Origin of the sequence: Streptomyces sp. NPDC006314 (assembly GCF_040613075.1) — a bacterium.
In the GTDB taxonomy this organism is placed as follows: Bacteria; Actinomycetota; Actinomycetes; order Streptomycetales; family Streptomycetaceae; genus Streptomyces.
The window spans coordinates 119,545-132,500 of record NZ_JBEXRL010000008.1 but is presented as its reverse complement, the minus strand read 5'-3'; the positions used below and the strand labels follow the sequence as shown (position 1 = coordinate 132,500).

8 protein-coding genes and 1 pseudogene are annotated in these 12,956 nt (G+C 71.8%); 2 read left to right on the top strand and 7 right to left on the bottom strand.

Annotation, left to right across the window (positions count from 1 at the left end; genetic code table 11):
- Positions 1-114: 114 nt before the first annotated feature.
- Positions 115-1,107: a DUF6397 family protein gene (locus tag ABZ079_RS16870; protein ID WP_356940196.1), complete on the top strand. Its 993-nt coding sequence runs from the start codon at positions 115-117 to the stop codon at positions 1,105-1,107.
- 98 nt (positions 1,108-1,205) lie between these two features.
- Here the strand turns inward: ABZ079_RS16870 and ABZ079_RS16865 are convergent, their stop codons facing one another.
- Both ABZ079_RS16865 and ABZ079_RS16860 read right to left on the bottom strand, forming a co-directional pair.
- Positions 1,206-2,075, bottom strand: a complete 870-nt coding sequence (locus tag ABZ079_RS16865; RefSeq protein WP_356940195.1) for an acyl-CoA thioesterase II — start codon at positions 2,073-2,075, stop codon at positions 1,206-1,208.
- Between the two features lie 19 nt (positions 2,076-2,094).
- Positions 2,095-4,608, bottom strand: a complete 2,514-nt coding sequence (locus ABZ079_RS16860) for a DUF3516 domain-containing protein (RefSeq protein ID WP_356940194.1) — start codon at positions 4,606-4,608, stop codon at positions 2,095-2,097.
- Between the two features lie 145 nt (positions 4,609-4,753).
- On the opposite strand from ABZ079_RS16860, the gene ABZ079_RS16855 reads away from it, so the two are divergent.
- On the top strand, positions 4,754-5,548 hold the full coding sequence (locus ABZ079_RS16855; protein WP_356940193.1) for a metal-dependent hydrolase: 795 nt from the start codon (positions 4,754-4,756) through the stop codon (positions 5,546-5,548).
- Positions 5,549-5,608: 60 nt separating this feature from the next.
- Here the strand turns inward: ABZ079_RS16855 and ABZ079_RS16850 are convergent.
- The 5 genes and pseudogenes from ABZ079_RS16850 to ABZ079_RS16830 all read right to left on the bottom strand — a co-directional run bounded on the left by ABZ079_RS16850 (position 5,609) and on the right by ABZ079_RS16830 (position 12,859).
- Positions 5,609-5,873 (bottom strand): annotated as a pseudogene (locus ABZ079_RS16850) (type B 50S ribosomal protein L31).
- A 35-nt stretch (positions 5,874-5,908) separates the two neighbouring features.
- Positions 5,909-6,379 (bottom strand): DUF5709 domain-containing protein, encoded by a 471-nt coding sequence (locus tag ABZ079_RS16845; RefSeq protein WP_356940192.1) that lies wholly within the window; start codon positions 6,377-6,379, stop codon positions 5,909-5,911.
- A gap of 565 nt (positions 6,380-6,944) precedes the next feature.
- Positions 6,945-8,726, bottom strand: coding sequence for an ABC transporter ATP-binding protein (locus ABZ079_RS16840; RefSeq protein WP_356940191.1), 1,782 nt, complete (start codon positions 8,724-8,726; stop codon positions 6,945-6,947).
- Positions 8,723-10,543 (bottom strand): ABC transporter ATP-binding protein, encoded by a 1,821-nt coding sequence (locus ABZ079_RS16835; RefSeq protein WP_356940190.1) that lies wholly within the window; start codon positions 10,541-10,543, stop codon positions 8,723-8,725. Before ABZ079_RS16835 ends, ABZ079_RS16840 begins: the two co-directional genes overlap by 4 nt.
- A gap of 363 nt (positions 10,544-10,906) precedes the next feature.
- On the bottom strand, positions 10,907-12,859 hold the full coding sequence (locus tag ABZ079_RS16830) for a peptidoglycan recognition family protein (RefSeq protein ID WP_356940189.1): 1,953 nt from the start codon (positions 12,857-12,859) through the stop codon (positions 10,907-10,909).
- Positions 12,860-12,956 lie beyond the last annotated feature (97 nt).

The following is a 12,956-nucleotide window of genomic DNA, read 5'->3' as shown; positions in this document are numbered from 1 at the left end:
TCATTCCCCGCGGAGTTTTCCACAGGCTCGCCACCAGTTGCGACATCTTGGCTACGGTGTGTGCACGGCTCACGCACAGAGCGTCGGCCATCGACTCCACGGGGGAGTACGACCATGTCGGCAAGCACCTTCCGCCCACCCCGTCCCATCAGCTGCACTCCGGCCCGTGCCGCTCGTGAACTGGGGCTCAAGCGAAGCGAGTTCGGCCTCGCCGTCCAGCTCGGCCATATCCGGACCGTGCCGGACGACGGCGGGGGAGGAGGGCGGCGGGTGGAGCGCGCGGAGATCGACCGCCTTCGCGCCCAGGAAGGCTTCCCCGAAGGTCTCCGTGACCGGGTACGAGTCGTGGGGACCGCGGAGGGCGCCGCGTTGATGGAGATTCCGGCAGGCCGGTTCACCCGGCTCGCGCGTCTGGGCCTGCTGGTGCCCTTGAACTTCTACCTGAACCGCTATCGAGCCGTGGTCTGGCTCTATCTGGCGGAGGAGCTGCGGAACTTCACGGCGGGCGCAGAGAACGCGCACCTGCTCAAAGGGCGTACGCCCGAGACGCTGCGGGGTCAGCTGGAGGCGGGAGTGGATCTGCGCGCCCGCAACTGGCGCGGTCGACACCTCGGATTCCTGCTGCGGCAGGCCGAGGACTCCTGGGCCCGCGCCGGAGCCCTGGCCGCCTTGCTCGCGCCCGTCGAGGTCGCCGACGTCGTCAAGGATCCGTACGAGCGCGCCCACGTCAACCGGTTCCGGGCAGCACCACCCGGACAAGGGGCTCCCGGGTCGCCCTCCGCACACCTCACCGAGCGGATCATGACCGCGCACGACACGGACGAGATCGAGTGGCTGCGCAGCGAGCTGACCCGTGCGATCGGGGAGGCCCGTGCCCTCTCGCCCGCCCCGCGCCCGGCTGCCCGCCGCGTGGCGTCGGTGACGCGGGCGGCGGCGCGGCCGATCGCGCCGATGGCGCGAACGGTCACCCGCCCGGCAGGGCCGGCGGCACCGCCGAGCCCGCCCTCCGTGCCCCGGCACGACGACCCCGGACAGGACCCGCCGCGGCCGGCCCGCGGCCTGCGGGCCTGGCTGCGGCGGAGAGGCCCGCGGCCCGTGCGGGTGTGAACCCCGTGCGGTTCTGGACCCGTGCGGTTCTGAACCACTTGCGCCCCTGAACCCCGTGCGGTTCTGGACAGCGACCACGGGCCCCGCCCGGCAGCCCTCTACAGGGCCCTGAAGAGCCCCTCCTGGACGACCGAGACGAGCAGGCGCCCCCGCAGGTCGTAGATGCGCCCGCGGGCCAGACCGCGCCCGCCGGTGGCGATCGGCGATTCCTGGTCGTACAGGAACCACTCGTCCGCGCGGAACGGCCGGTGAAACCACATGGCGTGGTCCAGCGAGGCCATGTCGAAGTTCCGCGGGCCCCACAGGGGTTCGACCGGAATGCGGACCGCGTCCAGGAGGGTCATGTCACTGGCGTAGGTCAGCGCGCAGGTGTGGACCAGCGGGTCGTCACCGAGCGGTCCTACCGCGCGCATCCATACGGCGCTGCGCGACTCGGCTCCCTCGATCTCCTGAGCGTTCCAGCGCAGCCGGTCCACGTAGCGGATGTCGAAGGGCTGGCGGCGCGCCATCCGCTCCAACTGCTCCGGCAGTGCGCCCAGATGCTTGCGGATCTCGTCGGTCACCGTCGGCAGCGATTCAGGGTCCGGCACGTCACGGGCCGGCGGCAGCTGGTGCTCGAACGGTCCTTCCTCGGGCTTGTGAAAGGAGGCGGTCAGATTGAAGATCGTGCGGCCCTGCTGCACGGCCGTGACCCGGCGGGTCGTGAACGACCGGCCGTCGCGGACCCGCTCGACCTGGTACACGATCGGCACGCCGGGACGGCCCGGGCGCAGGAAGTACGCGTGCAGGGAGTGCACCGGGCGGTCGCCCTCCGTGGTACGCCCGGCGGCGACCAGCGCCTGGCCCGCGACCTGGCCGCCGAAGACCCGCTGCAGGGACTCCTGCGGGCTTCGGCCACGGAAGATGTTGACCTCGATCTGCTCCAGGTCGAGCAGGTCGACCAGTCTCTCGGCCGGGTTCGTGGTCATCGGTGGGATTCTCCTGTGCTCACAGCTGGCCGACATCGGTGACGCGGACGATCGCACGGCCCTCGGCGTCGGACGCCGCCAGGTCGATCTCCGCGCTGATGCCCCAGTCGTGGTCGCCGTTGGGGTCGTCGAAGATCTGGCGGACGCGCCAAAGGCCGTTCTCCGGCTCCTCCTTGATCACCAGCAGCTTGGGCCCACGGGCGTCGGGACCGGTGCCGAGGTCGTCGTACTCGTCCCAGTACTCGTCCATCGCCTCGCCCCACGCCTCGGCGTCCCAGCCGGACTCGGCGTCCATCTCGCCCAGTTCCTCGACCTGGTCCAGGGCGGCCAGCTCCACGCGGCGGAACAGCGCGTTGCGGACCAGGACCCGGAAGGCGCGCGCGTTGGTGGTGACCGGCTTGACCTCGTCGGCCTTCTCCTGGGCCTCCTCGGCGGTCATCTCCTCCGGGTTGGCCAACTGCTCCCACTCGTCGAGCAGGCTGGAGTCCACCTGGCGGACCATCTCGCCCAGCCACTCGATCAGGTCCTGCAGGTCCTCGGACTTCAGGTCGTCCGGGATGGTGTGGTCAAGGGTCTTGTAGGCGCTGGCGAGGTAGCGCAGCACGATGCCCTCGGTGCGGGCCAGCTCGTAGAGGGACACCAGCTCCGTGAAGGACAGCGCCCGTTCGTACATGTCCCGGACGACCGACTTCGGCGACAGCGGGTGGTCGCCGACCCAGGGGTGGCTCTTGCGGTAGGTGTCGTACGCGTGGAAGAGCAGCTCTTCCAGCGGCTTCGGGTACGTGATGTCCTGGAGGCGCTCCATGCGCTCCTCGTACTCGACACCGTCCGCCTTCATCGCGGCGACGGCCTCGCCGCGCGCCTTGTTCTGCTGGGCGACGAGGATCTGCCGCGGGTCGTCCAGCGTGGACTCCACCACGGACACCATGTCGAGGGCGTAGGACGGCGACTCGGGGTCGAGGAGTTCGAACGCGGCGAGCGCGAACGTGGACAGCGGCTGGTTGAGCGCGAAGTCCTGCTGGAGGTCGACCGTGAGCCGGACGATGCGGCCCTCGGCGTCCGGCTTGTCCAGCTTCTCCACGATCCCGCCGTCGAGCAGCGAGCGGTAGATCGCGATGGCCCGGCGGATGTGCCGCAACTGCTGCTTGCGCGGCTCGTGGTTGTCCTCCAGGAGGTGGCGCATCGCCTCGAAGGCGTTGCCGGGACGGGCGATCACCGACAGCAGCATCGTGTGCGTGACCCGGAAGCGGGACGTGAGCGGCTCCGGCTCCGAGTCGATCAGCTTCTGGAAGGTGTTCTCCGTCCAGCCGACGAAGCCCTCCGGCGCCTTCTTGCGCACCACCTTGCGGCGCTTCTTCGGGTCGTCGCCCGCCTTCGCCAGAGCCTTCTCGTTCTCGACGACGTGCTCGGGCGCCTGCGCCACGACGAGTCCGGCCGTGTCGAAGCCCGCCCGGCCGGCCCGGCCCGCGATCTGGTGGAACTCGCGGGCCCGCAGCGTACGCACGCGGCTGCCGTCGTACTTGGTCAGCGCGGTGAACAGCACCGTGCGGATGGGCACGTTGACGCCCACGCCGAGGGTGTCCGTGCCGCAGATGACCTTCAGCAGGCCGGCCTGGGCGAGCTTTTCCACCAGGCGCCGGTACTTGGGCAGCATGCCGGCGTGGTGGACGCCGATGCCGTGCCGTACGTAACGGGAGAGATTGCGGCCGAACTTGGTGGTGAAGCGGAAGTTGCCGATCAGCTCGGCGATCTGGTCCTTCTCCTCGCGCGAGCACATGTTGATACTCATCAGCGCCTGCGCCCGCTCCACGGCCTGCGCCTGCGTGAAGTGCACGATGTAGACGGGCGCCTGCTTGGTTTCCAGCAGCTCGGTGAGCGTCTCGGTGAGCGGGGTGAGCTTGTACTCGTAGGAGAGGGGAACCGGGCGGGTCGCGGACCGGACCACCGAGGTGGGGCGGCCGGTGCGGCGGGTGAGGTCCTTCTCGAAGAAGGACATATCACCCAACGTGGCCGACATCAGAATGAACTGCGCCTGGGGAAGTTCCAGCAGCGGGATCTGCCAGGCCCAGCCGCGGTCACCTTCCGCGTAGAAGTGGAACTCGTCCATGACGACCTGGCCGACGTCCGCGCCCCTGCCGTCGCGCAGCGCGATCGACGCCAACACCTCGGCGGTGCAGCAGATCACGGGTGCGTCGGCGTTCACGGAGGCGTCGCCGGTGAGCATGCCGACGTTCTCCGTGCCGAAGATCTTGCAGAGTTCGAAGAACTTCTCGGACACCAGCGCCTTGATCGGCGCCGTGTAGAAGGTGACCTCGTCCCGGGCCAGCGCGGCGAAGTGCGCGCCGGCGGCGATCATGCTCTTGCCGGACCCGGTGGGCGTCGAGACGATCACGTTCGCCCCGGAGACCACCTCGATCAGCGCCTCCTCCTGGTGGGGATAGAGGGTGAGGCCGCGTTCCTGCGCCCACGACTCGAAGGCTTCGTACAGGGCGTCGGGGTCGGCGGTCGGCGGCAGCTGATCGATGAGGGTCACGCACCCATCTTGCCTGGCCTCGTCGCCGAGAGGGGAATCGGCTGCGGGTACGAAGATCATGGCCGCTACGCTGTGTCGCCGGCGCAGCGTCAGCGCACCAGGTCAACTGGACAGCGGTACACGAGGAATGGGGCGGGAAGCGGCCATGATGGGACCAGCACACTCACTGTCGGGGGCCGCCGCCTGGCTCGGAGTCGGAGCGGCCGCCGCCGCGGCCGGTCACCCGATGCCCTGGCCGGTTCTTCTCGTCGGCGCACTGATCTGTGCCGGCGCCGCACTCGCTCCGGACCTCGATCACAAGGCAGCCACCATCTCCCGCGCCTTCGGGCCGATCTCCCGCTGGATCTGCGAGATCGTCGACAAGCTGTCGTACGCCGTCTACAAGGCGACCAGGAAGCAGGGGGATCCCCGCCGCTCCGGAGGCCACCGCACGCTGACGCACACCTGGCTGTGGGCGGTCCTGACCGGCGCCGCCTGTTCCGGGGCGGCGATCACGGGCGGTCGCTGGGCGGTACTGGCGATCCTGTTCGTGCACATGGTGCTGGCCATCGAGGGCCTGCTGTGGCGGGCGGCGCGCGGCTCCAGCAGCGATGTGCTGGTCTGGTTGCTGGCGGCGACCAGCGCGTGGATCCTCGCGGGGGTGCTGGACAAGCCCGGCAACGGCTCGGACTGGCTGTTCACGGCGCCCGGGCAGGAGTACCTGTGGCTGGGACTGCCGATCGTGCTCGGCGCGCTGGTGCACGACATCGGGGACGCGCTGACCGTGTCCGGGTGCCCGATCCTGTGGCCGATCCCGGTGGGCCGCAAGCGCTGGTACCCGGTGGGGCCGCCGAAGCCGATGCGGTTCCGGGCCGGCAGCTGGGTGGAGCTGAAGGTCCTGATGCCGGCGTTCATGCTGCTCGGGGGCGTGGGCGGCGCGGCGGCCCTCAACATGATCTGAGCCGCCCGACCCGCTCGGGGTGCCTGACACGTCGCTCGCGTCCGGGGCCGACGTGCTGCGTCAGGTCGCATCGCCCGGCTCCGCCCCGCCGTAGCGGCGCTCGAAGCGGGCGATGCGGCCCTCGGTGTCCACTGTGCGGGCCTTGCCGGTGTAGAAGGGGTGGATCTCGGAGGAGATCTCCACGTCGGCCACCGGGTAACTCCGGCCGTCGTCCCACTCGACGGTCTGCTCGCTTCGCGCGGTGGACCGGGTCAGGAAGGCGTAGCCCGCGGCGCGGTCCCGGGAAGACCACGGGGTGGTAGCCGGGGTGCTCGTCCTGCTGCAGGGCGGCTCCTCGTGCGGTGCGGCCGGGCGGGCGGGTCAGCCCGGGAGGGAGTCCTCGTCGACGACGTGCATCGCGGCCTCCTCCGCGGAGGCGGCGGCACCGTCGATACCGACGTCGGTGGCGACGAGGGCGGCCTCCTCGTCCTCGTGCGCTCCTTCGTCGGGGGCCACCAGCCGGCCGGAGCGGAGGTTGCCGACCTCGTTGTCGAGGAGTTCGCCGTCGGTGCCGTCGCAGTCGCCGATGCCGTCGCCGTCGGGCGGAGCGGGGTCCGGCAGCTCCTCGGCGAGCCGCTGGTCGAGGGTTTCGCCCGCCTGTCGTTCGGCCGCCGTCACACCGACGTGGTCCACCGCCCACGGCCGTTCGGGAGGGGACCAGCCGCGGTCGAGGGGGTCGGTGACGCCGTCGAAGTCCAGTGTGTCCTCGACGTCGAGCACTCCCGAGTCCTCCCGGATCTCCGAGGGATCGGGCTGGTAGACGTCATCCCCCCAACCGTCGGCGCTGTCCACGAGTACCTCCAGGTGGTGAAGACGGCCGCGTGCCGCCGAAACGGGCTGCGGGCCGTCGGCACGCCCGGCACGGGTACGCGACGCGAACCGAGTGGTTCCCGGGCGTTTTCCGCACCGGTGCCGTTCTCCAGACTTCCACCCCGGCTCGGGACCGCGCAACGGCACGAGTCCCGGGCCGGGCCCCCGCGCCCGCTGCCGGGGCCCGGCGGGACCGACGGGGCGCCGGTGGTACGTCGTGGGCGGGTCCTCTCACCATCCGCTCACCGGGGCACCGCAGCCGTCGGGGCGGCTCCGGCACCTTGGGCGGCCCGTACGAGTGGCGCGGGCACCATCCGCGGACTCATCGGCGCAGGCACCGGCGTCATGGGAGCCGCACCCTGCAGCCGGCCGGGTGCCGGGGCCGCTCTCCACGCCGACGGCACGGGCGCCGGTGCACGCGGTGCACCTTCACCTGTGGTGCCCTCTGCGCGCCGACGGCACGGGCGCCGGTGCACCTCGCACCCTCACCTGCCACGGGTGCACTCCGCGTCGTCCGCGCACCGGCGCCCGTGCCCTCGGCGGATCCTCACCCGTGCCAGGACCGCCACAGCGCCGCGTACGCCCCGTTCGCCGCCACCAGCTCATCATGGCTGCCCAGCTCGCTGATGCGGCCGTTCTCCACCACGGCGATCACGTCGGCGTCGTGGGCGGTGTGCAGGCGGTGGGCGATGGCGACCACGGTGCGGCCGTCCAGCACCCGGGCCAGGGAGCGTTCCAGATGCCGTGCCGCGCGCGGATCGAGCAGCGAGGTCGCCTCGTCGAGGACCAGGGTGTGCGGATCGGCCAGCACCAGCCGGGCCAGCGCGATCTGCTGGGCCTGCGCCGGGGTCAGCGCGAGGCCGCCGGAGCCGACCTCGGTGCCCAGGCCGTCGTCCAGCGCCCGCGCCCACGCGTCCGCGTCGACCGCGCCCAGGGCCGCCCACAGCTCCGCGTCCGTGGCGCCGGTGCGGGCCAGCAGGAGGTTGTCGCGCAGGGAACCCACGAACACATGGTGTTCCTGGTTGACCAGGGCGACGTGCGAGCGGACACGTTCGGCAGGCATCCGGGACAGCTCCGCCCCGCCCAGGGTGACACGGCCGTCCCGGGGTGCGTAGATCCCGGCAAGCAGCCGTCCCAGGGTGGACTTGCCCGCGCCCGAGGGGCCGACCAGAGCCAGCCGGGTGCCCGGCGCGACGTCCAGGGAGACCTTGCGCAGCACGTCGACGCCCTCGCGGTAGCCGAAGTGCACCCGGTCGGCGCGCACCTCCCGCCCGGCGGGGGCCAGCGAGCCGTCCCCGGCGTCCGGCTCGACGTCCCGCACCCCGACCAGGCGGGCCAGCGACACCTGGGCCACCTGCACCTCGTCGTACCAGCGCAGGATCAGGTTCACCGGGTCGACGAGCATCTGCGCGATGAGGGCGCCCGTGGTCAGCTGGCCCACCCCGATCCAGCCCCGCAGGACGAACACACCACCGGCCATCAGGACCGAACCGAGCACGAGGACGTGCACGGCGTTGATCACCGGGAAGAGCACGGACCGCAGCCAGAGGGTGTAGCGCTCCCAGGCCGTCCACTCCTTGATCCGCCGCTCCGACAGCGCGACGCGGCGTGCGCCGAGGCGCTGCGCCTCGACGGTGTGCCCCGCGTCCACGGTCTCGGCGAGCGCGGCTGCCACGGCGGCGTACCCGGCGGCCTCGGAGCGGTAGCCGGAAGGCGCCCGCTTGAAGTACCAGCGGCATCCGGCCACGAGCACCGGCACGGCCAGCAGGACGGCGGCCGCCAGCGGCGGGGCCGTCACGACGAGCCCGCCGAGCAGCAGCACGGCCCACACGACACCGATCGCCAGCTGCGGCACGGCCTCGCGCATGGCGTTGGCCAGGCGGTCGATGTCGGTGGTGATGCGGGAGAGCAGGTCGCCGGTGCCCGCCCGCTCCAGCACGCCCGGCGGCAGCCCGACCGACCGGACGAGGAAGTCCTCGCGCAGGTCGGCCAGCATCCGCTCGCCGAGCATCGCGCCCCGCAGCCGCACCTGCCGGACGAACACGGCCTGCACGGCCAGCGCAAGCACGAACACCCCCGCGGTCAGACCCAGATGAAGCTCCCGGGCGCCGTCCGACACGCGCTCGACCAGGCCGCCGAGCAGGTAGGGGCCCACCATGGAGGCGACCACGGCCACCGTGTTGACGGCGATGAGCATCAGGAAGGCGCGACGGTGCCGGCGGAACAGCTCGGCGACGTAGGCGCGTACGGTCCCGGCCGCGCCGACGGGCAGGGTGGTGGCGGTCGTCGGGGCCGCCGGGTCGTACGCCGGTGGCGCAACGCCGATCATGCGCTCTCCTCGATCTCTTCCAGCTCCGCCAGAGCGCCCAGCAGGACCTCCCCGTCGGACGGGTCCACGTCCGTGCCGGCCGCGGCCGGCTCCGTCTCGCGCGTCACCACGGCCCGGTAGCGGGACTCCCCGTCGACCAGTTCACGGTGGACGCCGGTCACCACGACCTCGCCCTCGTGGACCAGGGCGACCCGGTCCGCGCGGTCGAGCAGCAGCGGCGAGGAGGTGAACACCACCGTCGTCCGCCCCGAGCGCAGCCGGCGCAGTCCGTCCGCGACCCGTGCCTCGGTGTGTGAGTCGACCGCGGAGGTCGGCTCGTCCAGTACCAGCACCTCCGGGTCGGTGATCAGTGACCGGGCCAGGGCGAGCCGCTGGCGCTGGCCACCGGAGAGGGAGCGGCCGCGCTCGGTGATGCGGGCGTCCATCGGGTCGGCGGCGTCCACCGAACCCTGGACGAGCGCGTCCAGGACGTCCTCGCACTGTGCCGCCGCCAGCGCGTCCGCGGCCCGCACGGCACCGGAGGCGGGCACGTCGAGCAGTTCGCGCAGGGTGCCGGAGAGCAGGACCGGGTCCTTGTCCTGGACGAGGACAGCGGTACGGGCGCTGTCCAGGGGGAGCTCGTCCAGGGGCACCCCGCCGAGCAGCACCGAGCGGCCCGGCTCGGCGGAGTGGCCGCCCAGCCGCTCCGCGAGCCTGCCCGCCGCGTCCGGGTCGCCGCAGACCACGGCGGTGAGCCGGCCGGCGGGAGCGAGCAGACCGGTGTCGGGGTCGTACAGGTCACCGCCCGGCACCTCGGCAGCGCGGATGCCGTCGGTGGCGGTGGCCCGTTCCAGCGACAGCACGCGCGCGGCCCGTTTGGCCGAGGGGCGGGAGAAGGAGTAGGCCATCGCGATCTCTTCGAAGTGGCGCAAGGGATAGTTCAGGATCATCACCGCGCTGTACACGGTGACGAGTTCGCCGACCGTGATCCGGCCCTGTCGGGCCAGGTGGACGCCGTGCCAGACGACCGCGATCAGCAGTACCCCGGGGAGCAGCACCTGGATGGCGGAGATCAGCGACCACATCCGGGCGCTGCGCACCGCGGCGTGCCGTACCTCCTGCGAGGCCCGGCGGTAGCGGTCGAGGAACAGCTCCTCGCCGCCGATGCCGCGCAGCACGCGCAGGCCGGCGACCGTGTCCGACGCCAGTTCGGTGGCCCGGCCCGCCTTCTCGCGCTGCACATCGGCGCGGCGGGTCGCGCGGGGCAGCAGCGGCAGCACGGCGAGCGCCACGACGGGCAGGCCGACGGCGACCACCACGCCCAGGGCGGGCTGGTAGACGAGGAGGCCGACACAGCTCACGACGACCGTCAGCGCGGCCGCGGTGAACCGTGAGACCGCTTCGACGAACCAGCCGATCTTCTCCACGTCACCGGTGGAGACGGCCACCACCTCACCGGCCGCGACCCGCCGGGTCAGTGCGGAGCCCAACTGGGCGGCCTTGCGCGCGAGCAGTTGCTGGACGCGGGCGGCGGCGGTGATCCAGTTGGTGACGGCGGCCCGGTGCAGGAAGGTGTCGCCGACGGCGATGCCCGCGCCGCACAGCAGCATCAGACCACCCGTCAGCGCGAGCCCGGTGCCGGAGCGGTCGACGACCGCCTGGACGGCGAGGCCGACGCAGAAGGGCAGGGCGGAGACGGAGACGAAGTGCAGCAGGCCCCAGCCGAGTGACTTCAGCTGCCCGCCCGTCTGGTTGCGCCAGAGCCACCACAGGAAGCGAGGACCCGAGCGAGCGTCGGGGACGCCCGGATCGGAATACGGAAGGTCTTGAATCTGCATGGCGTCCCAGTGGCTCGTGTCAGGGGAGGGGGCAGCGGCAATGCGCGGCAACAAGCCGTGAAAGGTTCGCGTCGCAGAGTGGTGAAGTTCAAACGGTTTTCCTGGACGGCCGTGCTGACGGCCCACTTCCGGCCAAGGGATCCGCCGCCCGACACGTCGGCAGTCCGGGCGACCGATCATCCGGCACGGTGGGTGCCGCGGGGACGGGGCGCACCGGTAGGACCTCGGCTACGTCATCGCCGTCGACTCAGCCCGTCTCCCGGGCACCCCGCCGTACGAGGCCGCCTGCCCCTGGGGCGAACGAGGGCGGTGGTGTCCGGTTCGCGGGGACCACCGGAGCGGCACTGGGCGGTTCCCGGCCGCCTAGCGCCCGGCCGGGCGGTCCTTGTGCGCCGACGGCGGTCCTGCCGTGGCGGGTGTGGCCAGTACGTCCACGTCGCTCACCCGGACGTAGGCGAGCCGGTGGCCGAGCTGGATCTGGTAGTAGCCCTCCTGGCCCTTCACCACCGGCTCGGGTGTGTCGGCGAAGGACGACCTGTCGACGTACGAACTTCCGACGCGGGCCTGCGTCACGTACCGCTGGCCCGCCGCGAAGTGATAGGGCAGCGGCGACTGGGGCTGCTCTTCCACTCCCTCGGGGTAGGCGTCCGCCTCCGGGAGGGCACGCCCGTACACCGGGATCTCGTCCAGACCTTCCTTCGGCGTCACCATCCGGCCGGTCGCGCCGACGGCCGTCGGGTGCTTCCTCGGGTTCTTGAACCACGCCCTGCGGCCCTGGAACCAGATCGCCGTCCACTCGCCGCTGCGCCCGGCGACGGCGAAGGTCTGGCCGGCGGAGACGCGCGACCCCAGATCGTTGACGTCCTCCGTGGAAGCGTCGCCGTCCGGCTTGCGGCCGGGGTCCTGGATCAGCGGAGCGTTCTCGTTCGGTTCGGTGTGGAGGCGGACGGCGCTGGAACCGTGCGCCGGACACGGCTCACCGCTGCCGGCGCACCCCGTGAACGGCGGCTTGTGGGTGGCGAAGTCGGGCAGGATCGTCACCATGTCGCTGTTCGGTCCGGCCGTGGCCCGGAGCGGCGCTCCCAGCAGGTCGAAGTAGTGCCGCCAGTCCCAGAAGGGGCCGGGGTCGTCGTGCATGTCGGGGATGGTGTCGGCGGTCGGCGACGGCACGTTGTCATGGCCGATGATGTGCTGCCGGTCGAGCGGAATGCCGTAACGTTTCGCCAGGTAACGTGCCAGGCGCGCCGAGGCCTGGTACATCCGTTCCGTGTACCAGGTGCCGGGCTGGGTGAGGAAACCCTCGTGCTCGATGCCGATCGAGCGGGCGTTCACGAACTGGCTGCCGGAGTGCCAGGCCTCGTCCTTGGTCTTGACGTGCTGGGTGATGTGGCCGTCGCTGGAGCGGATCGAGTAGTGCCACGACGACTCCGTCGGATCCTGCACCGTCTCGAACATCCTGGGCAGCTTCGCCTCGGTGTCATGGATGACGATGTACTCGATCTTCTGGTCCCTGGGGCGGTCGGCGAGGTCGTGGTTGCCGTATGTGCCGTCGTCGTCGATCTGCTCGTACGGTGCGCTGAGCCAGTCGCAGGACAGCTCCGCGGGGCACTCGACCTCCTTGGGCCGTGGACTCTGGGGGCGGGCGATGCGGGGGCGTACGCCGGGGCTGGCGGCGAGGGTGACCTCCTGTCCCTCGGCGGTGGTGCGGTGCGCTCCCTTGCGGATCACCTCGAAGACGTCGTTGGCGTAGTTCGCCGCTGACGTGATGTCACGGGTGCCCGGGTAGTGCTCCACCGCCTCCCACCAGTCCGCCGGATCGTCGCTGAGGGGCTTGCCGAGCAGGCGTTGCGTGGCGGCCAGAAGGGCCGCGCCGCCGCGTACGTTGGCGACGGCGTCCGTCCGCAGGCGCTCGGCCGGGACCTCGATCAGGCGTGCGGCGCGCTCCAGGTCCGCCGGCTGCACGACGTGGCCGCCCGAGGTGTCGGCCTCAGGTGCTGCGGTCGTCCCGGCCTTTCCCGGGCGCGGCCGGGTGACGGTGTCGTGCGGCGTCTGCGGGCCCGCCGCCCCTGCCGGGTCCTGGAGCCGGCCGGTGTCGAGCAGGTGCATCGGTCCGTAGCCGCCGGCGACGCTGGGGGCGCCCGGATGGGAGTCCCATCGCGACTGCGCGTAGGACACGCTCATGAGCACGCTGCGCGGCACGTGGTACTCGCGCGCGGCATCCTCGAAGGCGTCCTGCAGCCGCCGGTCCGGTGACCCGTCGTCGCCGGACACGGGGAGGAGCAGCAGCGGCGCGAGCACCGCCGCCGACGCGATCACGCAAGCTGTTCGGCGGTACCCGCGGAGGGCGTCGGGAACACGTGGGGTGGCCGGTCTTCTCATTGCACGGTTCTCCAGACATGCTCGTCACCATCAG

Excerpts from the sequence above, each read along its gene's own strand:
- ABZ079_RS16855 (WP_356940193.1), top strand. The coding sequence starts at position 4,754 with ATGATGGGACCAGCACACTCACTGTCGGGGGCCGCCGCCTGGCTCGGA.
- ABZ079_RS16835 (WP_356940190.1), bottom strand. The coding sequence starts at position 10,543 with ATGCAGATTCAAGACCTTCCGTATTCCGATCCGGGCGTCCCCGACGCT.
- ABZ079_RS16865 (WP_356940195.1), bottom strand. The coding sequence starts at position 2,075 with ATGACCACGAACCCGGCCGAGAGACTGGTCGACCTGCTCGACCTGGAG.
- ABZ079_RS16870 (WP_356940196.1), top strand. The coding sequence starts at position 115 with ATGTCGGCAAGCACCTTCCGCCCACCCCGTCCCATCAGCTGCACTCCG.
- ABZ079_RS16840 (WP_356940191.1), bottom strand. The coding sequence starts at position 8,726 with ATGATCGGCGTTGCGCCACCGGCGTACGACCCGGCGGCCCCGACGACC.